This window comes from Lentzea sp. NPDC003310, from assembly GCF_040610935.1.
Classification (GTDB): Bacteria; Actinomycetota; Actinomycetes; order Mycobacteriales; family Pseudonocardiaceae; genus Lentzea.
Window position 1 is genome coordinate 87,688 of sequence record NZ_JBEXNC010000022.1, and the last position, 21,948, is coordinate 109,635.

21 protein-coding genes are annotated in these 21,948 nt (G+C 70.5%); 18 read left to right on the plus strand and 3 right to left on the minus strand.

Annotated features, from left to right (window positions below):
• Window positions 1-53: 53 nt before the first annotated feature.
• On the minus strand, window positions 54-848 hold the full coding sequence (locus ABZX02_RS37010) for an HAD-IB family hydrolase (protein WP_355305575.1): 795 nt from the start codon (window positions 846-848) through the stop codon (window positions 54-56).
• 448 nt (window positions 849-1,296) lie between these two features.
• Here ABZX02_RS37010 and ssd point away from each other — a divergent pair, with 448 nt between their 5' ends.
• The 9 genes from ssd (at window position 1,297) to ABZX02_RS37055 (ending at window position 7,177) form a co-directional block, all read left to right on the plus strand.
• A complete protein-coding gene (ssd, locus tag ABZX02_RS37015) occupies window positions 1,297-2,331 on the plus strand; it encodes a septum site-determining protein Ssd (protein WP_355305577.1) in 1,035 nt (344 codons plus the stop codon).
• Window positions 2,328-2,516 carry a hypothetical protein gene (locus ABZX02_RS37020; RefSeq protein ID WP_355305579.1) on the plus strand — a complete coding sequence of 63 codons (189 nt, stop codon included), beginning with the start codon at window positions 2,328-2,330 and terminating at the stop codon, window positions 2,514-2,516. Before ssd ends, ABZX02_RS37020 begins: the two co-directional genes overlap by 4 nt.
• A 542-nt stretch (window positions 2,517-3,058) precedes the next feature.
• Window positions 3,059-4,168 (plus strand): TadA family conjugal transfer-associated ATPase, encoded by a 1,110-nt coding sequence (locus ABZX02_RS37025; protein ID WP_355305581.1) that lies wholly within the window; start codon window positions 3,059-3,061, stop codon window positions 4,166-4,168.
• Complete coding sequence (locus tag ABZX02_RS37030) at window positions 4,162-4,932, plus strand: type II secretion system F family protein (RefSeq protein WP_355305583.1); 771 nt, start codon at window positions 4,162-4,164, stop codon at window positions 4,930-4,932. The genes ABZX02_RS37025 and ABZX02_RS37030 overlap by 7 nt, the downstream gene beginning before the upstream one ends.
• On the plus strand, window positions 4,929-5,456 hold the full coding sequence (locus ABZX02_RS37035) for a type II secretion system F family protein (RefSeq protein WP_355305585.1): 528 nt from the start codon (window positions 4,929-4,931) through the stop codon (window positions 5,454-5,456). Before ABZX02_RS37030 ends, ABZX02_RS37035 begins: the two co-directional genes overlap by 4 nt.
• 9 nt (window positions 5,457-5,465) lie before the next feature.
• A complete protein-coding gene (locus ABZX02_RS37040) occupies window positions 5,466-5,627 on the plus strand; it encodes a DUF4244 domain-containing protein (protein WP_355305587.1) in 162 nt (53 codons plus the stop codon).
• A 10-nt stretch (window positions 5,628-5,637) separates the two neighbouring features.
• Complete coding sequence (locus ABZX02_RS37045; protein ID WP_355305589.1) at window positions 5,638-5,937, plus strand: TadE family type IV pilus minor pilin; 300 nt, start codon at window positions 5,638-5,640, stop codon at window positions 5,935-5,937.
• Window positions 5,934-6,359, plus strand: coding sequence for an Rv3654c family TadE-like protein (locus ABZX02_RS37050; protein WP_355305591.1), 426 nt, complete (start codon window positions 5,934-5,936; stop codon window positions 6,357-6,359). The genes ABZX02_RS37045 and ABZX02_RS37050 overlap by 4 nt, the downstream gene beginning before the upstream one ends.
• A 197-nt stretch (window positions 6,360-6,556) precedes the next feature.
• Window positions 6,557-7,177 (plus strand): bifunctional DNA primase/polymerase, encoded by a 621-nt coding sequence (locus tag ABZX02_RS37055; RefSeq protein WP_355305593.1) that lies wholly within the window; start codon window positions 6,557-6,559, stop codon window positions 7,175-7,177.
• Between the two features lie 445 nt (window positions 7,178-7,622).
• On the opposite strand, the gene ABZX02_RS37060 is transcribed toward ABZX02_RS37055, so the two are convergent.
• Window positions 7,623-8,396, minus strand: coding sequence for an aminoglycoside adenylyltransferase domain-containing protein (locus ABZX02_RS37060; RefSeq protein ID WP_355305595.1), 774 nt, complete (start codon window positions 8,394-8,396; stop codon window positions 7,623-7,625).
• Between the two features lie 207 nt (window positions 8,397-8,603).
• Window positions 8,604-10,901, minus strand: a complete 2,298-nt coding sequence (locus tag ABZX02_RS37065) for a DEAD/DEAH box helicase (RefSeq protein ID WP_355305597.1) — start codon at window positions 10,899-10,901, stop codon at window positions 8,604-8,606.
• Between the two features lie 216 nt (window positions 10,902-11,117).
• Between ABZX02_RS37065 and ABZX02_RS37070 the strand changes: the two genes are divergently transcribed.
• The 9 genes from ABZX02_RS37070 (at window position 11,118) to ABZX02_RS37110 (ending at window position 21,941) form a co-directional block, all read left to right on the plus strand.
• Entirely contained in the window at window positions 11,118-13,427 is a 2,310-nt protein-coding gene (locus tag ABZX02_RS37070) for a sodium-translocating pyrophosphatase (RefSeq protein WP_355305599.1), read from the plus strand.
• Window positions 13,428-13,493: 66 nt separating this feature from the next.
• Window positions 13,494-14,066: a hypothetical protein gene (locus tag ABZX02_RS37075; protein ID WP_355305601.1), complete on the plus strand. Its 573-nt coding sequence runs from the start codon at window positions 13,494-13,496 to the stop codon at window positions 14,064-14,066.
• Between the two features lie 53 nt (window positions 14,067-14,119).
• A complete protein-coding gene (locus ABZX02_RS37080) occupies window positions 14,120-14,650 on the plus strand; it encodes a hypothetical protein (protein WP_355305603.1) in 531 nt (176 codons plus the stop codon).
• An 82-nt stretch (window positions 14,651-14,732) separates the two neighbouring features.
• Window positions 14,733-15,308 carry a hypothetical protein gene (locus ABZX02_RS37085; RefSeq protein WP_355305605.1) on the plus strand — a complete coding sequence of 192 codons (576 nt, stop codon included), beginning with the start codon at window positions 14,733-14,735 and terminating at the stop codon, window positions 15,306-15,308.
• 20 nt (window positions 15,309-15,328) lie between these two features.
• A complete protein-coding gene (locus ABZX02_RS37090; RefSeq protein ID WP_355305607.1) occupies window positions 15,329-15,871 on the plus strand; it encodes a hypothetical protein in 543 nt (180 codons plus the stop codon).
• A 48-nt stretch (window positions 15,872-15,919) separates the two neighbouring features.
• A complete protein-coding gene (locus ABZX02_RS37095) occupies window positions 15,920-16,492 on the plus strand; it encodes a hypothetical protein (protein ID WP_355305609.1) in 573 nt (190 codons plus the stop codon).
• Between the two features lie 141 nt (window positions 16,493-16,633).
• Complete coding sequence (gene topA, locus ABZX02_RS37100) at window positions 16,634-19,399, plus strand: type I DNA topoisomerase (protein ID WP_355305611.1); 2,766 nt, start codon at window positions 16,634-16,636, stop codon at window positions 19,397-19,399.
• Between the two features lie 13 nt (window positions 19,400-19,412).
• Window positions 19,413-19,832: a hypothetical protein gene (locus ABZX02_RS37105; RefSeq protein WP_355305613.1), complete on the plus strand. Its 420-nt coding sequence runs from the start codon at window positions 19,413-19,415 to the stop codon at window positions 19,830-19,832.
• A gap of 141 nt (window positions 19,833-19,973) precedes the next feature.
• On the plus strand, window positions 19,974-21,941 hold the full coding sequence (locus ABZX02_RS37110; protein WP_355305696.1) for an MFS transporter: 1,968 nt from the start codon (window positions 19,974-19,976) through the stop codon (window positions 21,939-21,941).
• The last annotated feature ends 7 nt before the right edge of the window (window positions 21,942-21,948 follow it).

The following is a 21,948-nucleotide window of genomic DNA, read 5'->3' on the forward strand; positions in this document are numbered from 1 at the left end:
TACCGGCCGGTACCCGTCACTTCTCGGTGCTTTGTGGTTGCGGGGGCTTGACTTCAGCTGTTGCCGCGCTTGCGGCGCAGGCCGTACCAGGCCGCTCCGGCCGCCGCGACGGCGCCAAGGCTGATGGCCGTGACCGCCACCGCCTTGCCCGACGGGGTGGGGATGCGGCCGCGCAGGCTCACCGGGTCGACGAACTGCTGCACCGGCCAGTCCTTCTCGAGGGCGACGCGGCGCAGGCCCCGGTCGGGGTTCACGACCGTGGGGTGGCCGACGACCTCGAGCATCGGCAGGTCCGTGACGCTGTCCGAGTAGGCGTAGCTCTTCGCGAGGTCGTAGCCGTGCTCGGCGGCGAGTTGCTTGATCGCGACGGCCTTGTTGTCCGCGGCGCAGTAGAACTCGACGTCTCCGGTGTAGCGGCCGTCCAGGACCACCATTTTGGTGCCGACGCTGTAGTCCGCCCCGATCATCTGGGCAATGGGGGCGACGAGTTCCTCGCCGGACGCGCTCACGATGACGACGTCGTGGCCCTCCGCCTTGTGGTCGGCGATCAACTGTGTCGCTTCTTTGTAGACGAGCGGGTCGACGATGTCGTGCAGCGTCTCGTTGACGATGCTGCGGATCTGCTCGACGTCCCAACCCGAGGCGAGAGCCGTGATGTGCGCCCTCATCCGGTCCATCTGGTCCGCGTCCGCGCCGGCGAGCATGAACACGAACTGCGCATATGCGCTTTTCAGGACCGCGCGGCGGTTGATCAGGCCCTCCTGGAAGAAGGGTCGGCTGAACGCCAGCGTGCTCGACTTCGCGATCACGGTCTTGTCGAGGTCGAAGAAGGCGGCGATCCGGCTCATGGGGCTCAGCTTAGGTGTACTCGCCAGTAGGCCGTTCGGGCGGCATTTCGTTCGTGTACGAAACCCTTGTGCTGCACGGTTACCGAAACTTGGCCCTCGGCTGTTGCGGAAGTTGCGCGCGGCACTGGCGCATGGGGATACAGTAGGAGAGTCCGGTTCGACGGACGGGTTCAGTCCGACCCCCCGGGACTGAACCATTGACGACCCCCGTCCCTCCCCCCTGGCGGGGGTCGTCCCATATCCGCAGCCCGTTTCCGCGCGGGTGCGACTGGACCTCTGCCGCTCTGCCGCGGCTGTGGTGCCCCCAACCCCTCAGCGTCCCACGAGGGTCCGACAGTCCAGGCCTCCCAAGGCTTTCAAGATCGCGACTTGTCCACAGCCGCCGATCTGTCCACATCTGGATCTTCGTGCGTTGTGTCGTTCATCACGACAGACCACCGTCGACCCCATGACCCACCCCATCGCCCTGCTCACGGACCAGGACCTCCTCGACGAGGTCCTCCGCGTCGCCGCCGCGGCCGACTGCCCGCTCTCCTGCGCCCCGGACGTCACCTCCCTGCGCTCCCAGTGGCACACGGCCCCGCTGGTCCTCCTGGACCCGGCGGCCGTCACCGCCTGCCTGGACGCGGGCCTGCCGCGCCGCACCGGAGTCCTGGTGGTCCACGGAGGCGACCCGCCGTGGGCACCGGCCGTGGCCCTGGGAGCGGACGGCGTTCTGGAACTCCCGGTCGAGGGCCGCTCCCTGGTGACGGCCCTGACCGACCTGGGCGAGGGCCCACCCTCGGACCGGGGCAGGGTGGTGTCGTTCATCGGCGGCCGAGGAGGCGCCGGAGCCTCGACCCTGGCCATCGCCTGCGGCCGCGAGGCCATCGCCCAGGGCGGCGAAGCAGTGCTGGTCGACTGCGACCCGCTCGGCGGCGGCATAGACCTGGCCCTGGGCACCGAGTCAGCCGAGGGCGCCCGCTGGCCGGGCGTCCACGCCACCGGCGGCAGGGTCCCGATGTCCGCGCTGCGAGCAGCCCTCCCCACCACGGGCAACCTGAGCGTCCTGGCCTGCGACCGAGCCGCCCCGGACCCGGAACCCGCAGCAGTGGCGGCAGTCCTCGACGCAGGCCGCCGAGCAGGCTGCACGGTGATCTGCGACCTCCCGCGCTTCCCCACAGCGGCAGCCTCCGCAGCCCTGGACCGAACAGACCTGACAGTCCTGGTGGTCCCGGCAGAGGTGCGAGCCACAGCAGCCGCCAGCCGAGTGGCCACCACCCTCCTGACCAACGGCCGCAACCTCCGCCTGGTGGTCCGAGGCCCCTCCCCGGGCAACCTCCAACCACCGGAGATGGCCGAGGTGATCGGCGTCCCCCTGCTGACGGCGATGCGCCCGGAACCAGGCCTGGCGCAGTCCCTGGAACGAGGCCGCTTCCCCCACAACCCGAAGGGTCCACTGGCCGCGGCGGCCCGTGCGGTCCTGAAGGAACTCCGCCCATGACCACCGACACCGACCCCACACCCCCAGACCACTTCGCCTGCGGCTGCGTCCCCCTGCTCCAGCCCGAGCCGGCACTCCCACACCCACGCCAGCCGGCCACGACACCGGAGTTCGTCACGGCGGAGGAGTTCCTCGCCTGGGCCGACGACCCGCCGTGGGAAGTGTTCACGCCACACCCAATCTGACCTCTCCGCCCCTCCGCCCCAACCCTTCCGCCTCAACCCCGCCGCATTCCTCAGCCCGCTGCCCGATCTCCGCCTGCCGTTCCTCCGCCCATCCCCTCCACCCGGCCCCCGTGACCCCAAAGTCCCCTCCCGCTCTCCGTCCCGAGCGGCCGGCGACCTCCCCCGCAACCAGCGCCCCTGCCACCCCAACCCTCCGCCCCGACCCCGCCGCACCCCGAGCCACACCACCGCCTCACCTCGGTCGCACCCCTCGACCTAGCGCCCCACCTCCCCGTGCCAGCCGCTCCACCCCGCCCTCATCGCGCCCACCCCACCGCGCGATTCCCTCCGCATAGAAGGAAGTCCCGTCGTGACACTCCTCCGCATCCTGTGCCGGATGCTGCGCAACCTCGTCGTCTACCGCCGCCTCTACCCACCCCGCTACATCTTCAAGAAGGAGCCGAAGTGAACCGCTTCCTCATCTGGTGCAAGGAAACCTGGCTCCGCGCCACCGGCCGCGAGATCAGCTACGGCCGCCACGCCCGCCGCCCGGAGGCCGCGACATGACCTCCGCCCTGATCGACCGCGTCCGCCACCGCCTCGCGGGCAGCGACATGGAGATGACCGCCGCGGTGGTGGCCGGCGCCGTCCGCTCCGAGGCCGGTGGCGTCCTGGCCGACTCCGACGTCCTCGAAGCCCTCCAGGTCCTCCGCCAGGAGTTCAGCGGCACCGGTCCGCTCGATCCGCTGCTCGACGACCCCGGCACCACCGACGTGCTGGTCACCGCGCCGGACCAGGTGTGGGTCGACGGCACGACGGGCCTGCACCGCACCAACATCACCTTCCCCGACGAAGACGCCGTCCGGCGCCTCGCGCAACGTCTGGCGGTGGCGGCGGGCCGGCGGCTGGACGACGCGTCGCCGTGCGTCGACGGGTGGTTGCCGGGCAGCGGGGTGCGGTTGCACGCGGTGTTGCCGCCCATCGCGGACCGGACCTGCCTGTCGTTGCGCGTGCTTCGGCCGGCGACACACGACCTCGCGACGTTGCAGGCGCTCGGCACCTTCGACGCCGAGATCGCGGACGCGCTGCGGGCGGTGGTCCGGCAGCGGCTGGCGTTCCTGGTGATCGGCGGTACCGGGTCGGGCAAGACGTCGTTGCTGTCCGCGCTGCTCGGGTGCGTGCCCGCGACGGAACGCGTCGTGTGCGTCGAGGACGCGAGTGAGCTGAGTCCGGACCACCCGCAGTTCGTGCGGCTCACCGCGCGGCCGGCGAACGTCGAGGGGGCCGGCGAGGTCACCACCAGGCAGTTGGTGCGGGAGGCGTTGCGAATGAGGCCCGACCGGATCGTCGTCGGTGAGGTGCGGGGTGCCGAGGTGCGGGAGTTGCTCACCTCGCTGAACACCGGGCACGAAGGCGGTGCCGGCACGTTGCACGCCAACTCGCCGGCGGAGGTGCCGGCGCGGCTCGAAGCGCTGGGCGCGCTGGGCGGGTTGTCGCCCGAGGCGGTGCGCAGTCAGGTGGCCGCAGCCGTGCGGGTCGTGTTGCACATGCGTCGCGACGACAACCGCAGGTACCTCAACGAGATCGGTGTGTTCGGGCGCGAACCGGGGCTGCACGTCCGTCCTGTGTGGACGAAGAAAGACGGGTGGATCGCGAAGGAGTCGCTGTGCTGAGTCTCTTGCTGGTCGCGGCAGCGTTGATCGTGTGGCCGAGGCTGGAGCCGATCCGCAGGCTCAGGCCGCAGAACAAACGGGAAGTCGTTGTGCCGCAGTACATTTGGGTGGCGGCAGGGGCCGGGTTCGTCTACCTGCTCGCTGACGTGGGCGGCGTGATCGCCGCAGCGGTGCTGGCGGTCACCACGAGGAGAATCCTCAAGCGGCGCAAGAAAACCAAGGCTCAACAGCAGGCGGCGGAGGCGTTGAGCAGCGGCTTGGGTGGCGTGATCGACGAGCTGCGAGCGGGAGCGCATCCGGCGCAGGCCGCCGAAGGCGCGGCGGAGGACACCCCGGCGCCAGCCAAGGAGGTGCTCCGGGCGGCCGCGTCCGCGGCGCGGCTCGGTGGTGACGTCGAGCGGACGTTGCGGGAGTTGCGGCAGCCGTTGCTCGGCAAGGCCGTGGAACAGCTGGCCAGGGCGTGGCACGTGTCGGCGCGGCACGGGGTCGCGTTGGCGGACGTGCTGGACGCCACGCGGCTCGACCTCGACCAACGGGCGGCGTTCGCCCGGCAGGTGCACGCGCGGATGGCCGGGCCGCGGGCCAGCGCGGTGGTTCTGGCGGTGCTTCCGGTGATGGGGGTGTTGCTGGGCGAGCTCAGCGGTGCCGGGCCCGTGCACGTCCTCACCGGCACGGTGCCCGGACAGGTCCTGCTGGTGCTGGGCGCGGTGTTCGGGGCAGCCGGGATCTGGTGGACGCAGCGGATCACGGAGGTGGAGCCGTGACGTTCCTGCTGCTCGCGCTGGCGCTGTTGGTGGCGCCGAAGCCTCAGCGATCGATTGATCGCTTCAGGCCCCGGACCCACGACCCGCCGCGACGGGATCCGGAGCCAGGAGGTCCGTTCGAACGGGCCGCGGCCTGGGACCTGCTGGCCGCGTGCCTGCGGGCGGGGTTGCCGGTGCCCACGGCGATCCAGGCGGCCGGACTGACCGAGCTGGGTCAGGTCGCGGAGCTGCTCAGGCTGGGGGCGGACCCGGTCACGGCCTGGGCGTCCGCGCTCGACCGGCCCGAGACGGCGTTGCTCGCGCGGGCTGCCCGGCGGACCGCGCGGTCCGGCGCGGCGCTGGCGCGGCAGACCGCCGAACTCGCCCAGCGGACCAGGGCCGAGGCGCGGGACGACGCCGAGGCCAAGGCGCAACGGGCCGCCGTCGCGGTGGCCGCGCCGCTCGCACTGTGTTTCCTGCCGGCGTTCCTGTGCCTCGGCGTCGCGCCGGTGGTGCTGGGCCTGGCCCGACAATTCCTCAATTAGGAGAACAAGATGGACCTGTTGAAGGACGACAGCGGCATGAGCACCGTCGAGTACGCGATCGGGACGCTCGCGGCCGCCGCGTTCGGCGGCCTGCTGTACGTGATCGTGACCAGTGACGTCGTGCGGAAGCTGATCGAAGGGGTCATACAGCGTGCGATGTCCGCGGTCTGACGACCGGGGCATGGTCACGGTCGAGGCGGCGATCGCCGTGTCCGCGTTGCTGGTCGCCCTGTGGCTGGGCGCGAACGGGCTGATGGCGGTCACCGAGCACATGCGGTGCACCGACGCGGCCAGGGAGGCGGCGCGGCTCACCGCTCGCGGCGAACGGCAGCTCGGCGAGGAGGCGGCCCGGCGGATCGCGGTCGGCGCCGACGTCGTGATCAGCGGCCGGGGCGACGCCATCGAGGTCGTCGTCAGCAAACGGGGACCGCTCGGCTTGCCGCTCAGCGCGCGGGCGTTCGCCGTGCCGGAGCCGCGATGAACGGCGAACGGTCCGGTTGCGACCGCGGTTCGGCTGCGGTGAGCGGTGTGGCGGCGATGTTGTCGCTGATCATCGTCGTGGTGGCCGGCGGGCAGGTCGGTTCGGCGGTCGTCGCGCGGCACCGGGTGACCGGTGCCGCCGATCTGGCGGCGCTCGCGGCTGCCGCTCGTCTCGTCGACGGCGAGGAAAGTGCTTGTGAGCAGGCAAAACGCGTGGCTTCGGAAAACCGGTGCGCGCTGACGAGCTGTGCGGTGAGCGGATGGGAGGTGGTTGTCGGGGTGTCGGCGATTACGCCGTTCGGCCCGGTGAACGCCCGTGCCAGGGCAGGTCCGGCCGAAGATCGTGCCGTTTGGAGCACGACGAGCGGTCGACTTCCAGCGGTGAGCGGACTCACATCCGCGCCGGGACATGCTGAACGGTGATCGAACCAAACGCGCGGCGTTCAGTTGCTCGGTCTGCCAAAGGACGTTCGCCGTCCCGTAGCTACCAGTTGTCGAGCGGGGGTTACGGAGGCCGGTGCCGGTGTCGTTAGTTGTAGTGGCGGCACCGACGCGGTGTCTCCACGAACACCGGCACCAAGTCGATGTCGAGTCAGAGCCTAGGAAGAAGGCGACGGAAGATGGATTGGTCGGATAGCTGGCGCGGGGCCTTCCGCATCGAACTGCGTGCCGAGGCCGTGAGCCTCGCGTACCGCGGTTGGCCCGTGCTGCCCGGCACCTATCCGGCCGGTTCGGAGAACGGCGTGACGCAGTGGGCGGGGCGCAGCGGCCTCGAGCTCCACGGCCCCATCCCCGTGCACCGCGACTGGGTGGACCGCATCGGGACCCATCCCGACCAGGTCGCCACGTGGTGGGCGGGCCGTTCGTACAGCCTCCTCGTCGCCACCGGGCACGTCGTCGACGCGATCGAGGTCGGCACCGACCTCGGCCGTCGCGCCGCCGTCGCCCTGCGGCAGATCGGTGTTCCCGTGCCGATCGCCGCGACCCCGTCCGGCCGGTGGATGTTCCTCGTGAAGTCCGGTTCGACGCTCAACACCGAGCTGGCCAACAACGCGGACGTGCACCTCTACGGCAAGGGCGAGTACATCCCGCTGCCGCCCACCACGATGGCGCACGGTGTCGTGCACTGGCGGGTCAAGCCGCAGGTCTGCGGCTGGAACCTGCCGGACGCGCACGTCGTGCAGGACGCACTCGTCGAGGCGCTGCACGCCCCGGCCGCGTACCAGCTCGAAACCGTCTGACACACAACTGAAAGAAGCCCGGCCGTGCTGGGTGTCGTCGTGGACTCTCCCCGACAACCCCGAAGGCGATGCCCTGCACGGCCGTTCCACCAAGCCCGGTCCGAAGATCGGCCTCCGCACCCCGCACGTCGGGGGCCGGCAGAGGAACGGGCGAAAAGCCGAACACGCACCCCGAAGGACAGCCTCCCGCACCAGTGACCGGGCCGAGGAACGTTAGTGGCGGAGCACCAGCCCCGCCGCGGTCGGTGAAGCCGGCTCCTCCCCGGAGTTCGTCAGCAGACAGTCGACACCGTCGCCTCCCGCGTGTCCTGTCGAGACGAACGAACCAGATTCCACCGATGTTCCAAGGGATCCGGTCACGAAGCGGTAGCAGGCGGGAACACGGTGTTCGGCACGTGGAGAGCGCGGCGGGGGTACCCGTGAGCCCCCGCCGCGCCCACGAAAGCTAGCGATGGAGCCCTTCCGCGTACGCAGCGAAGGCGAAGGCCTCCTCCAAGGATCCGGGCCGCGGTACCGCGTCGGCGTCCCAGCCGAGGTCCCGGTCCTGCAGGACCTGCTCGATCAGCGGGTGCCACCGCTGATCGAGCATTTTCTTCGCCCACACCAGGGCGCCGCGCTTGGACTCCACCTCTCCCGTGTGGATGGTGTAGAGCGTGCGGCAGTAGGTCGACACGATGTAGCGCTGCGTCCAGGCGTTGCCCATCGGCGCCCACCCGCGGATGCCTTCGAGCACGTGCGGCAACTCGGCCAGCATCGACGACCGCAGCACCGAGGCCGGCACCTCGTCGACCAGCGACGTGATCGGCGGCCCGTCCAGCACGATCCCGTGGCGGCGCAGGATCCACCGGGCGTGCGGGCTGTTGCAGTGCAGGTCCCACTGGAGGGTGCGCGTGCCGTGGTCGTTGAACAGCCACGGCACCCCGAGGCCCGCCACCGAGCGCAGCGACTCCACGTCGGCGTACGAGCCCTCGATCTCCGTCGACCACCGGCCGGGCCGGGTCGGGATCTCGTCGTGCAGGGCGCGCAGGCCGGCTTCGCGGTCGCCGGACGGCAGTTCGGTGCAGGCGACGATGAAGTCGCAGTCGCTGTGGACGTCGCCGGCGCCGAGGGCGAACGAGCCCTGGACGTACGTGCCGACGTAGGTGGGGCCGAGGATCTCGCGGACCGCGGAGACCAGGTCGGCGAGCAGGGTGTTCAGGTCGGAAAAGGGCGTGAACAAGGCAGACTCCAAGGAACCCGTGGCCGATGGGGACGGGCGCGGCGGAGCGATCGGCAGCGCGCGCAAGTGCGCGTCAGGCGATCTGAGCGGCCGCGCCAAGGCACGGCGGGCGTCGGGCTCGCCGCGGTCAGAAGCGACGGGTCCGGTCAGTGGCGTTGCAGCTGCAGGCGTTCACCCGGCCACCGTAGCCGGGTGAGCACCACCCGGTCAGGCGATTTTGCCGAGCACCACGTCCAGCACCAGCACGGCGCCCGCCTTGTCCAGCGGGTCGTTGCCGTTGCCGCACTTCGGCGACTGCACGCACGACGGGCACCCCATCGGGCACGCGCAGGCGCTGATCGCCGCTCGCGTCGCCGACAGCCAGGCCCGCAGGGCCGAGTGGCCCCGGTCGGCGAAGCCCGCTCCGCCGGGGTGGCCGTCGTGCACGAAGACCGTCGGCATGCCCGTGTCCGGGTGAGCGGCGGTCGACACGCCGCCGATGTCCCACCTGTCGCACGTCGCGAAGAGGGGCAGCAGGCCGATCGCCGCGTGTTCGGCCGCGTGCAGGGCGCCGGGGATCCGCTTGGCCTCCACACCCGCGCTGAGCAGCAGCGACTCGTCGATCGTGTACCAGACGGAACGGGTCTGCAGCGTCTGCGAGGGCAGGTCGAGGGGGATCTGGTCGAGCACCACGCCGGACGGCAGGCGGCGCAGGTAGCCGACCACCTGCGTGGTCACCTCCACCTCGCCCAAGGACACCGAGACGCCGCCGAAGTCCGTGCGTTCCACCTCGCGCACGACCGTGATGTCGACGCAGTCGCGCGGCTGCGTGGTCCACTCCGGGTCCTCGCGGTGCACCATCGCGAGGCCGCTGTCCAGGTCGAGCTCGTCGACGACGTACGCGCGGCCCTGGTGCAGGTAGACGGCGCCGGGGTGGACCTGCCAGCAGGCGGAGCCCGGGTCGACGGTGCCGAGCATGCGGCCCGAGTCGGCCTCCACGACGGCCACCTGGTCGCCGCCGGAGCCGCGGATGTCGACGCCGGCGTGCGGACGGTCGTGCGATGCCCAGTACCAGCCCGCCGGCCTGCGGCGCAGCAGCTTCTCCGCCACGAGCTCGGCCAGGACGGACTCGGCCAGCTCGCCGCCGAAGTCCGGGAGGCAGGCCGGGGTCAGGGGCATCTCGGACGCCGCGCACGCCAGCTGCGGGCCCAGGACGTACGGGTTCAGCGGGTCGAGGACCGTCGCCTCGACCGGTCTGTCCAGCACCGCGGCCGGGTTGTGCACCAGGTACGTGTCCAACGGGTCGTCGCGTGCCACGAACACCACCAGCGCGCTGTCGCCCGAACGGCCCGCGCGGCCCGCCTGCTGCCAGAACGACGCCAGGGTGCCGGGGAAACCGGCCACCACCACCGCGTCCAGGCCGGCGATGTCGACGCCGAGCTCCAGGGCGTTCGTGGTGGCGACGCCGAGCAGGTCGCCCGTGGACAGCGACTTCTCCAGCGCCCGGCGCTCCTCCGGCAGGAAGCCACCCCGGTAGGCGGCCACCCGGCCGGGCAGCTCACTGTCCACTTCGGACAGAATGCGTTGGGTGCCCAGCGCCGTCAGCTCGGCGCCGCGGCGGGAGCGCACGAACGCGAGCGAGCGTGCGCCCTCGACGACCAGGTCGGCGAGGATCCGGGACGTCTCCGCGCCCGCCGACCGCCGGACGGGCGCGCCGTTCTCACCCTCCAGAGAGGTCAGCGGGGGTTCCCACAACGCGACCGTGCGCGACGCACGGGGCGAGAAGTCGTCCACGACAGCGGAAACGGGCACGCCGAGCAATCGCTGCGCGGAACCGGAAGGATCAGCCACAGTGGCCGATGCCAAAACGAAGATCGGGTCCGCGCCGTATTTCCGCGCCACGCGACGCAATCGCCGCATCAACAACGCCACGTGCGACCCGAAAACGCCGCGGTAGGAATGGCACTCGTCGATCACCACGTACTTCAGCCGCCGGAAGAACCGCAGCCATTTCGGGTGCTGCGGAAGGATTCCGCGGTGCAGCATGTCCGGGTTGGTGAAGACCCAGTTCGCGTGCGCCTTGACCCAGTCGCGTTCGGCCATCGGGGTGTCACCGTCGTAGGCCGACGCGCGCACCCCCTTGATCCCCAGCTCCTCGAGCGACCGGAGCTGGTCCGCCCCAAGGGCTTTGGTCGGCGACAGGTACAGCGCGGTGGCCTTCGTGTCCGCCAAAAGAGTGGAAAGCACGGGCAACTGGTAGGCAAGTGACTTCCCCGACGCGGTGCCCGTCGCGAGGACCACGTGCTGCCCGGACCACGCGAGCGACGCCGCCTCGACCTGGTGCCGCCACGGCTCGCGGACACCGGTCTCGCCGAACGCCTCGACGACCGCCGGCGCCGTCCACGCAGGCCAGTCCACGTGATCTGCCTGCCGCAACGGCAGGTCGCGCGCGTGCGTGAGGGGTGACTCCCCGGCGGGCACCCCCGCCAGCACGCGGTCCAGCAACCGGCGTCCCTGATCCACCACGGGGCCGAGCTTCGCATACACCACCGACAGTCCCGGCCGGGCACCGCTCGACTTCCTGCGCAGATAACGGTGTGTGCACGGATCGGGACGTTTCGTTGCCTCGTTGCAACCAACCCCTAGACTCCCCGCTCATCGCATCCAATGAGGGATGCGTCACGTCGCGCTGGGCGGCTGGTCTGCCTTGGCGCTGCACATGGCAACTCACCAGGAGGACGGATGTCCCGGCAATTCCTCGCGGAGGGCCTCGAGCTCTCCGGGGGTGATCGCGGCGTCGTAGCCGTGGTCGCCGTGGTCGCCCTGGCTGCTCTCGCCGTCGGGTACGTGCTGCTCAAGGAGGTGCTGGCCGCGGGCCAGGGCACCGACAAGATGCAGGACATCGCCAAGGCGGTTCAGGAGGGCGCAGCGGCCTACCTCAACCGGCAGTTCCGCACGCTCGGCATTTTTGTCGTGATCGTGTTCGTTCTGCTGTTCGCGCTCCCGGCTGACGATTTGGCCGAGCGAATCGGTCGATCTTTGTTCTTCATCGTCGGTGCAGCGTTCTCGGCGACCATCGGTTACCTGGGCATGTGGTTGTCCACGCGCGCCAACGTGCGTGTCGCCGCCGCCGCGAACGAGGAAGGCGGTCGCGAAAAGGCGACGCGCATCGCGTTCCGCACCGGTGGTGTGGTCGGCATGACCACCGTCGGCCTCGGTCTCTTCGGCGCCGCACTGGTCGTGTTCGTCTACACCGGCCAGGCCCCGAAGGTCCTGGAGGGCTTCGGTTTCGGCGCCGCGCTGCTCGCGATGTTCATGCGCGTCGGCGGCGGCATCTTCACGAAGGCCGCCGACGTCGGCGCCGACCTGGTCGGCAAGGTCGAGCAGGGCATCCCCGAGGACGACCCCCGCAACGCCGCCACGATCGCGGACAACGTGGGCGACAACGTCGGTGACTGCGCCGGCATGGCCGCGGACCTCTTCGAGTCCTACGCCGTCACCCTGGTGGCGTCGCTGATCCTCGGCACCGTCGCGTTCGGTGTGCAGGGCCTGCTGTTCCCGCTGATCGTTCCCGCCATCGGTGTGATCACCGCGATCATCGGCGTGTACACGACGCGGGCGAAGGTGGGCGAGAGCGGCCTCACGGCCATCAACCGCTCCTTCTACATCTCCGCGGTCATCTCCGCGGTGCTGTGCACCATCGCCGCCTTCACCTACCTGCCGAGCTCCTTCGCGGACCTCCGCGGCGTCGGCGACGCGGTCAAGGCCACCACCGGCAACCCGCAGCTGATCGCGGCCGTCGCGGTGATCATCGGCATCGTGCTGGCGGGCGTCATCCTGTGGCTGACCGGCTACTACACCGGCACCGACCACAAGCCGGTCAAGGAGGTCGGCCAGACCTCGCTGACCGGTGCGGCCACGGTCATCCTGTCCGGCATCTCGGTCGGCTTCGAGTCGGCCGTCTACACCGCGCTGGTCATCGGTGCCGCCGTCTACGGCGCGTTCCTGCTGTCCGGTTCGGTCGTCGTCGCGCTGTTCGCGATCGCGCTCGCCGGGTGTGGTCTGCTCACGACCGTCGGCGTCATCGTCGCGATGGACACCTTCGGCCCGGTCTCCGACAACGCGCAGGGCATCGCCGAGATGTCCGGCGACGTGCACGGCGAGGGCGCGCAGATCCTCACCGAGCTCGACGCGGTCGGCAACACCACCAAGGCCATCACCAAGGGCATCGCGATCGCGACCGCCGTGCTCGCCGCGACGGCGCTGTTCGGCTCCTACCAGGACGCGATCACGCAGGCCATCGCCAAGGTGGGCAACCTCACGGGCGACCTGCCGGTGTCGTTCAGCAACCTGGTGTTCAGCCCGAACGTGCTGGTCGGCGTCGCCATCGGCGCGGCCGTCGTGTTCATGTTCTCGGGCCTCGCGGTCAACGCCGTGACGCGCGCCGCCGGTGCCATCGTGTTCGAGGTGCGCCGCCAGTTCCGCGAGAACCCGGGCATCATGGACTACTCGGTCAAGCCGGAGTACGGCAAGGTCGTCGACATCTGCACCAAGGACTCGCTGCGCGAGCTCGCGACCCCTGGTCTGATGGCCGTGCTCGCCCCGATCGCCGTCGGCTTCGGCCTCGGCGTCGGCCCGCTGGCGGGCTACCTCGCCGGTGCGATCGCTACCGGCACGCTCATGGCGGTCTTCCTGGCCAACTCCGGTGGTGCCTGGGACAACGCCAAGAAGCTGGTCGAGGACGGCAACCACGGTGGCAAGGGCTCCGACGCCCACGCCGCGACGGTCATCGGCGACACCGTCGGCGACCCGTTCAAGGACACCGCCGGTCCGGCCATCAACCCGCTGATCAAGGTCATGAACCTGGTCTCGGTGCTGATCGCGCCCGCCATCGTCACCTTCTCCATCGGTGACAGCGCGTCCGACCCGCTGCGCATCGCGATCGCCGTGGTCGCGGCGCTGATCATCGTCGGTGCGATCGTCGTGTCCAAGCGTCGCGGCACCGCGATCGCGGACTCGCCCGCGGAGGCCGTCAGCAACGGCGCCGCTTAGTTCCACGCCTCCGGTCGGGGTACGTTCGGGTCTTCCCCCGACGTACCCCGACCGAGGAGTTCCGACATGAGGCGCAGCCTCGTCGCCACCGCCGCTGTTGCCGCCCTGGCGCTGGCCGGGTGCACCACCGGCGGCAACTCCGGCACCTCGACGACCCCCACCAGCGGCGCGGCCGACGCCCAGGCCGTCGCGTACATGGACAAGGTGTGCGGCGCCGCCTCCGAGTTCGCCAAGGTGGAGAAGACCGCCCCGAAGGTCGACGCCGGCGACTCAGCCAAGCTCAAGGCCGACATGGCCGCCTACATGGGCCAGCTCGCCGACGCCTTCACCAAGTCGGCCGAGGGCCTCAAGAACGTCGGCCCGTCGCCCGTCGCGGGTGGCGAGGAGGCCGTCACCAAGATGGCCGAGACGTTCACGTCCCTCGGCGCCGTGTTCGCCGACGCCAAGACCAAGGTCGAGGCGGCGGACGCCAACAACGCCACCGGTGGCCTCCAGGCGGCCGGAGAGGCCATCGCCAAGCTCTCCGAGCTCGCCGACCCGTTGCGCGACCTCAAGGACGTCCCCGAGCTGCAGAAGGCCACGCAGAGCGCGCCGAAGTGCCAGGAGATGCAGCGCCTCAACGTCATGCCGACGAGCTGACCAAGTCCGTTCGGAGTAGCTTCCGGCCCATGCGCCGCACATTCATCGCAGTAATGACGAGCTGTCTGCTCGCGGTCACCGCGTGCAGCACCAGCGGGAGTTCGTCCACGCCCGAGGCGAGCGAGGCCGACGTGGTGGCGTGGATGGACAAGGTCTGCGGCGCCGTCGACGGCACCGTGAAGGCCATGTCGGACGAGCCGCCGATCGACATGAGCGACCCGGCGAAGCTCAAGACGGGCCTCTCGGACTGGCTCGGGTCGAAGGTGGGTGCGGTCGACAAGTCGATCGCCGACCTCAAGGGCCTCGAGAGCGGACCGCACCCGAAGTCGAAGGAGCTGGCCACCGCCGCGCAGGACGGCATGGGCCAGATCAAGACCCTGCTCGCCGACACCAAGTCGAAGCTCGACGCCTCGCAGGACTCGACGCAGGTCGTGACCGCCTTCACCGAGATGGTCTCGAAGGCGGGCGAGCTCGAGAAGGCGGGCGCGGACGTGCAGAAGAAGTTCGACGAGACAGGTCTCGCGGGCGTGGCGCAGAAGGCGTCGAACTGCAAGGGGCTCCAGGCCTCGCCGCCCAGCTCCTGACCAGCGCGAAAACCGGCTGGCCGGATCGCCCGAACGTGTACTGTTCGGCGGTCCGGTCAGCTGTTTCCTGGGGGAATCCGCCGTGAGAGCACGTTCGTCGATCGCTGCCGCCTGCGCAGGTCTCGTCCTCGCCGGGTGCGCCACGCCGCCTCCGGCCCCGGTTCCGCAGGCGCCGCCCACGACGACCACGACGGCGGACGTGCCCGGCGCCGACCCTGCCGCCTGGTTCGACGCCTACTGCGGCCCGATGGGCGTCATGCAGGCCGCGCGGCTCCAGGCCCAGGGCAAGGGGCAGGAGGGCATGGAGGCGGTCAAGGCCGCCGTGGTCGCCTGGGCGGCCGGAGCAGCGGTGTCGGACCGCAAGACGGCCGACGACCTCGAGAAGCTCGGCCCGCTGGGCTCCGACGTGCGCAGCCTGCACGAACGGCTGGTCAGCGGGCTGCGCCAAGAGGCGAAGACCTTCGACGACAGCGCGGCGCGGCTGCGGGCGCAGGCGGCGGACGACAAGTTCCCCGAGCGGTACCAGCAGATCATGGTCGGGAGCAGCAGCGACAACGTGCAGAACCTGTTCAAGCAGATCCTCGGCACCGCCCCGGAGTACGCCGAGGCGTTCCGGGCGAACAAGGTGTGCACGGCCTGGCAGGGGCTCGCCAAGTAGACCGGGGGAGACTGGTCCGCGTGAGGACACGTCTGCTCGCTGCCCTGCTGACCGGCTCCGCCCTGCTGACCGCGTGCGGGTCCGAGGCGGACAAGCCGATCACCGACGCGCAGCGCCAGTGGGTCGACGCGTTCTGCGGGGGAGTCGCTCCCGGCGCGGAAGCGGGCGCTGAGCTGCGCAAACAGGATCCGGCGAACGTCACGGCGGTGAAGGACGCGTACGTCCGGCTCGTCACCTCCAACGCCACCGCGTTCGCCGGTGCCGAGAAAAAGCTCAAGGAGCTCGGCGCCCCTGAGGGCGACCTCGAGGACCTGCACGAACGCCTGCTGAAGTACGTCTCGGAGTCCGCGAGGTCGTACGGGAGCGCGCAGGCCCCGGTGCAGGCGCTGGCGGCGGACGCGCAGTTCTGGGAGAACGCCGAGAAGGTGCTGGCCGACACCAACGTCGTGACCACGCCGGAGGACCTCCGGGCGACCTTCCAGGAGCTCCAGAAGCGGCCGAAGTACGCCGAAGCGCTGGACAGCTCCCGATCGTGTGAAGCGCTCAAGGGCGTGAGCCTGTAACAACTGCACCACTGGTCACAGTCGAACGTCTGTTCTACCCTGTGGGCCGTGGTTGGGCAGCTGTCCTTCTTCTCGGCCGAGGCGCGGACCCCGGCCAAGGCGGACCTCGCCGGCTTCCTCTGCGGGCCGGGTCAGGCCGTCAGCTTCGCGCGCGGCACGGCCGCCCGCGTCTACGTCGAGCTGCGCGACGAGTGGCGCCACCAGCCGCTCAAGCAGGCCTGCACCGAACGCGGTGTGACCACGGAGCTGTGCGTCAACGGGGAGGGCACGCACTTCGTCCGCACGCCGTTCCGCACCGATCTCACCCCTCTGGCCGCCCGCTGGCTGGATGGATCTTCGAAGACCGTGCCCGACGACTTCGAGCTGAACGGAGCAGTGCTGCGCGTCTGGGCACTCGCGGCGGGCAGCTGGGTGGAGTCGGCGTACCTGCTCGGTTTGGACCCCAACGCACCGCAGACACACCTGCCGTTGCAAAATGCCCTGCTCGCATCCGGACTTCCGTGCACCCTGGTAGGGGCACCCGCGCTGCGGGTGACCGGCCGGCGGAGGCTGGCGAGGCTCGCTGAGCTGGTCGGAAGCCCTCCGCAGGGAGTGGCGCTGAGCACCTGGCCGGCGGCCTGAGCGGGCCGTCGGGCATGGTTGTGTCACCCTGTCTCGTCGTACGGGCGTTGCCGGGACATGACGGATGGGTGTGCTTTTCGGCCGACGCTGGGCAACACTGGCGGGCCTGGGAACCGGGTTTGGAAGAGAGCGGGACGGCGAGTGGCTGGATCGACACGGACGAGAAAGAGCAGCGGAGGCGGGGGCAGCACCCGACGACTGGTGATCGTCGAGTCGCCCACGAAGGCGCGCAAGATCGCCTCGTACCTCGGCGCCAACTTCGTCGTGGAGTCCTCCAGGGGACACATCCGGGACCTGCCGCGCGGTGCCGCCGACGTCCCCGCGAAGTACAAGGGCCAGGCCTGGGCCAGGCTCGGCGTGGACGTCGATCACGACTTCGAGCCCCTCTACGTGGTCTCCGCCGATAAGAAGTCGCTGGTCACCGAGCTGAAGGAAGCCCTCAAGGACGTCGACGAGCTCTACCTCGCGACAGACGGTGACCGCGAGGGTGAGGCCATCGCCTGGCACCTCCTCGAGACCCTGAAGCCCAAGGTCCCGGTCCGCCGGATGGTGTTCCACGAGATCACCGAGTCCGCGATCCAGGCCGCCGCCGCGAACCCCCGCGACCTCGACCAGGACCTGGTCGACGCGCAGGAGACCCGCCGCATCCTCGACCGCCTCTACGGCTACGAGGTCAGCCCGGTGCTGTGGAAGAAGGTCATGCCGAAGCTCTCGGCGGGCCGCGTGCAGTCCGTGGCGACGCGTCTGGTCGTGGAGCGCGAACGCGAGCGGATGAAGTTCGTCTCCGCGAGCTACTGGGACATCTCGGCACAGATGGACGCCGGTGCCGACGCCACGCCGCGTCAGTTCGGCGCGCGTCTCGTCGCCGTCGACGGCACGAGGCTCGCCACGGGCCGCGACTTCGGCTCGGACGGCAAGCTGACCGGCAAGGCCGACGTGGTCGTGCTGGACGAGGCGCAGGCCCGCGCCATCGCGAACGGCCTGGAGAACGCGCCGGTCAAGGTCGCCTCGGTCGAGGAGAAGCCGTACACGCGCAAGCCGTACGCGCCGTTCATGACCTCGACGCTGCAGCAGGAGGCGGGCCGCAAGCTGCGGTTCTCCGCCGACCGCACGATGCGCACGGCGCAGAAGCTGTACGAGAACGGCTACATCACCTACATGCGCACCGACAGCACCACGCTGTCGGAGACGGCGATCAACGCGGCCCGCACGCAGGCGACGGACCTCTACGGCGCGCAGTACGTCTCGCCGCAGCCGCGCCAGTACAACCGCAAGGTCAAGAACGCGCAGGAGGCCCACGAGGCGATCAGGCCGGCCGGAGAGGTCTTCCGGACGCCGGGCCAGGTCGCCGCCGAGCTCGACTCCGACGAGTTCAAGCTCTACGAGATGATCTGGCAGCGCACGATCGCCTCCCAGATGGCCGACGCGCGGGGCAACACGACCAGCATCCGCATCCAGGGGCGTGCCGCGACGGGCCAGGAGGTCACGTTCGCCGCGTCCGGCCGCACGATCACGTTCGCCGGCTTCCTCAAGGCCTACGTCGAGACCGTCGACGCCGAGGCCGGCGGCGAGTCGGACGACGCCGAGTCGCGCCTGCCGCTGCTGGTCAAGGACCAGGACCTGACGATCACGGAGCTGTCGGCGGACGGGCACACCACCTCGCCGCCCTCGCGCTACACCGAGCCGTCGCTGATCAAGACGATGGAGGAGCTCGGCATCGGCCGTCCCTCCACCTACTCGTCGATCATCAGCACCATCCAGGACCGCGGCTACGTGTGGAAGAAGGGCGCGGCGCTGGTCCCGTCCTGGGTCGCGTTCGCCGTGGTCGGGCTGCTCGAGCAGCACTTCGGCCGCCTGGTCGACTACGACTTCACCGCCGCCCTCGAGGACGAGCTGGACGGCATCGCCGCAGGTCGTCAGGGTCGCACGACGTGGCTGTCCGGGTTCTACTTCGGCGGCAGCATCGGCCCGGACGGCTCCATCGGCCGCTCCGGCGGTCTGAAGAAGCTGGTCGGCACGGGTGTCGAGGACATCGACCCGCGCGAGGTCAACTCGATCCCGCTGTTCAGCGACTCCGAGGGGCGCACGGTCGTCGTGCGCGTCGGCCGGTTCGGGCCGTACCTCGAGCGCGAGGTCGACGGCGCCGCGCAGCGCGCGAACGTGCAGGACGACCTGGCGCCGGACGAGCTGTCCGAGGAGATCGCCGAGAAGCTCTTCTCGACGCCGCAGGAGGGCCGTTCGCTCGGCACCGACCCGGTCTCGGGCAACGAGATCGTGGCCAAGGAGGGCCGCTTCGGCCCGTACGTGACCGAGGTCCTGCCGGAGCCGGCCGAGAACGGCTCGACGTCGAAGGCCAAGGCGCCGAAGCCGCGCACCGGCTCGCTGTTCAAGTCGATGGAGCTGAGCTCGGTCACGCTGGACGACGCGCTCAAGCTGCTCTCGCTGCCGCGCGTGGTGGGCAAGGACCCGGAGACGGGCGCCGAGATCACCGCGCAGAACGGCCGCTACGGCCCGTACCTGAAGAAGGGCACGGACTCGCGGTCGCTGGTCGACGAGGCGCAGATCTTCACGGTCACGCTCGAAGAGGCTCTGAAGATCTACTCGGAGCCGAAGAAGCGCGGCCGGGCCGCCGCCGCGCCGCCGTTGCGCGAGCTGGGCAACGACCCGGTGTCCGGCAAGCCGATGGTGATCAAGGAGGGCCGCTTCGGCCCGTACGTCACCGACGGCGAGGCGAACGCGTCGCTGCGCAAGTCGGACAGCGTCGAGTCGATCACCGACGAGCGCGCGGCGGAGCTGCTGGCCGAGAAGCGCGCCAAGGGTCCGGTCAAGAAGAAGGCCCCGGCCAAGAAGGCCACGACGGCGAAGAAGCCCGCGGCCAAGAAGGCTCCGGCCAAGACCAAGAGCTGAGCAGGGGGTGGCGGTGCCGACCAACGAGTTCGGACCCGACGGGACTCAGGCCCCGCCGCCTCCCCGGCTGTTCCCCGACCCCCTCGCGGGGCTGGTGACGGCGGACAGCTTCGTCGCTCCTCAGTGGACGTCGTCCAGCTCACGTGTGGTCGTGCCGACACCGCCGGAGCCCACCGAGGAGATGCGCCAGGCGATCTACGCGCAGATGCAGCGGGAGCAGCGGCGGCCGCGTGGCCGGGCGCCGCGGCCCCAGCACCAGTACGCCCCGCAGCAGTACGCTCCCGCGCCCCAAACGCCTGTGCGGCAACAGGAACAGGCGCCCCAGCAACCCGCCCAGCAGACCAGCGGGGTGGCCGCGTTCATCGGCTGCCTGCTCGTCATCGGGTTCTTCGTGCTGGTCCTGCTCGGCATCCTCGGAGCGATCTTCAGCTAGCTGTGCCCTGAGTCCGCCAACCTGACTCACCACATCCGGTTACGCTGACCGCACGGGAGTGGCGACTTAGGGGTGACTGAAATTCAGGACGCGGACACACCGGCGACCGGGGCAGGCCAGGCAGGGCAGGCCCAGTCCAGCGTGTCCACGGTCCACCGGCTTCGATCGGTACTCGCCATCCGGCCGTTCCGACGGCTCTGGCTCGTCACCTACCTGTGCAGCGTCGGTGACTGGTTGTCACTGCTCGCGCTGACCGGCCTGGTCTCGACGATGATGAAGAGCTACGAGTGGCAGTCGTTCGCGCTGCCGCTCGTCGTGCTCACGCAGCTGCTGCCGGGCATCCTCTTCGCGCCGATCGGCGGCGTGCTCGCGGACCGGTTCGACCGCCGCAAGGTCATGGTGGTCTGCGACGTCCTGCGCGGCTCGTTGTTCATCTCGATCGCGCTGGTCGGCTCGCCGGTCTGGCTGTTCGTCGCGAACTTCCTGGTCGGCTGCTGCGCGATGCTGTGGATCCCGGCCAAGGAGTCGGCGGTCCCGAACCTGCTGCGCCGCCCGGACCAGGTGGAGTCGGCGAACCAGCTCGGCCTGGTGATGACCTACGGCATCTCCACGATCAGCGGCTTCGGCCTGTACTCGCTGATCTCGGGCATCCCGGGCTACCTGAACATGCAGGGCGGGAACCTCGAGTTCACGGTCGCGACGATCGCCGTGGTGATCAACGGCCTGCTGTACTTCACGTCGGCGATCCTGGTCGCGACCCGCCTGCCGGAGCTCTCCGGCCGCGTCTCGTCGACCCGCCGCAAGGAGGCCGAGGACAACGAGCTCGGCTTCGTCGGCATGCTGCGCGACGGCCTGAAGTTCGCCGGCCGGACGCCCCTCGTGCGCGGTCTGCTCATCGGCATGGTCGGCGCGTTCGCCGCGGCCGGTGTCGTGATCGGCACGGCGAAGAACTACGCGTTGTCGCTGCTGGGCGGCGCCTCGACGTTCGGACTGCTGTTCGTGGCCGTGTTCCTCGGCCTTGCGGTCGGCATGGCGACGGCACCGAGGCTGGCTCAGCGCCTCGCCTACAACCGCCTGTTCGGCGTCACGATCGTGCTCGCCGGCATCTCGCTCGCGCTGGTCGCGCTGGCCCCGCACCTGTGGATCGCGCTGCTGACCGTGGCGCTGGTCGGCGCGTGCGCGGGCGTGGCGTTCCTGACGGGCCTCACGATCGTGGGCTCGCAGGTCCAGGACGACATGCGCGGCCGCACGGTCGCGTTGATCCAGACGTTGCTGAAGGTCGTGCTGTTCGGTGCGTCGGGTGGCGCGCCGCTGCTGCTGACGCTGCTGCAGAAGCGCCAGATCAGCGTGTTCGGCCACCCGATGGAGGTGGACGCCAGCCGTCCGGTGATGCTCGGCGGCGCGGTGATCGCGATCGTGCTGGGCCTCGTCGCGTACCGGCAGATGGACGACCGCCGCGAGGAGCCGGTGCTGTCGTCGCTGTTCGCCGCGATCCGCGGCCGCCGGCACAACAAGGGCCTGTTGATCGCGGTCGAGGGAGACACCCGCGAGGACACGTCGGTGCAGGCCAGGCGCCTGGCCGCGGCGTTGCGCGCCGAGGGTCTCGAGGTGTTGCTGGCCGCCGATCCCGAACACGACGAACGCCGGCTGCGCACGATGCTGTCGTCCGCCGAACTGGCCGGCGTGCGCGCGCAGGCCCTCGTGGCCGCCGCCGTCCGTGCCGACGTCGTCGAACGGCAGGTGCGCCCCGCCCTCGACAGCGGCTCCATCGTGGTGATGGAGCGCTACGTCGACTCGCCGCTCGCGCACTTCACCGCGACCAGCACGCTGGAGCACCAGGAGCTCGAAGGCCTGGTCGACTGGGCCACCGGCCGGCTGCGCCCCGACCTGACGATCCTGCTGGACCGTCCGGGGACCGGGAAGGGCATCGGCCCGGAGCACCACTGGCGGGTGCAGCGGCTGCTGAGCGAGATGGCCGCCGCCGACCCCGACCGCTACGTGGTGGTCGAGGCGGAGGGCGACGCCGACGAGGTGGCCGACCGGGTCCGGTCCGCCGTGGTCCCGTTGCTCGCGTCCCGCCGGCGCCTGGTCCCCGAAGCAGCCGTCTGACCCGCGC

Coding starts and splice junctions, on each gene's coding strand:
- ABZX02_RS37075 (WP_355305601.1), top strand. CDS start 13,494: ATGAGGCGCAGCCTCGTCGCCACCGCCGCTGTTGCCGCCCTGGCGCTG.
- ssd (WP_355305577.1), top strand. CDS start 1,297: ATGACCCACCCCATCGCCCTGCTCACGGACCAGGACCTCCTCGACGAG.
- ABZX02_RS37010 (WP_355305575.1), bottom strand. CDS start 848: ATGAGCCGGATCGCCGCCTTCTTCGACCTCGACAAGACCGTGATCGCG.
- ABZX02_RS37070 (WP_355305599.1), top strand. CDS start 11,118: ATGTCCCGGCAATTCCTCGCGGAGGGCCTCGAGCTCTCCGGGGGTGAT.
- ABZX02_RS37025 (WP_355305581.1), top strand. CDS start 3,059: ATGACCTCCGCCCTGATCGACCGCGTCCGCCACCGCCTCGCGGGCAGC.
- ABZX02_RS37020 (WP_355305579.1), top strand. CDS start 2,328: ATGACCACCGACACCGACCCCACACCCCCAGACCACTTCGCCTGCGGC.
- ABZX02_RS37045 (WP_355305589.1), top strand. CDS start 5,638: ATGGTCACGGTCGAGGCGGCGATCGCCGTGTCCGCGTTGCTGGTCGCC.
- ABZX02_RS37050 (WP_355305591.1), top strand. CDS start 5,934: ATGAACGGCGAACGGTCCGGTTGCGACCGCGGTTCGGCTGCGGTGAGC.
- ABZX02_RS37055 (WP_355305593.1), top strand. CDS start 6,557: ATGGATTGGTCGGATAGCTGGCGCGGGGCCTTCCGCATCGAACTGCGT.
- ABZX02_RS37080 (WP_355305603.1), top strand. CDS start 14,120: ATGACGAGCTGTCTGCTCGCGGTCACCGCGTGCAGCACCAGCGGGAGT.
- ABZX02_RS37040 (WP_355305587.1), top strand. CDS start 5,466: ATGGACCTGTTGAAGGACGACAGCGGCATGAGCACCGTCGAGTACGCG.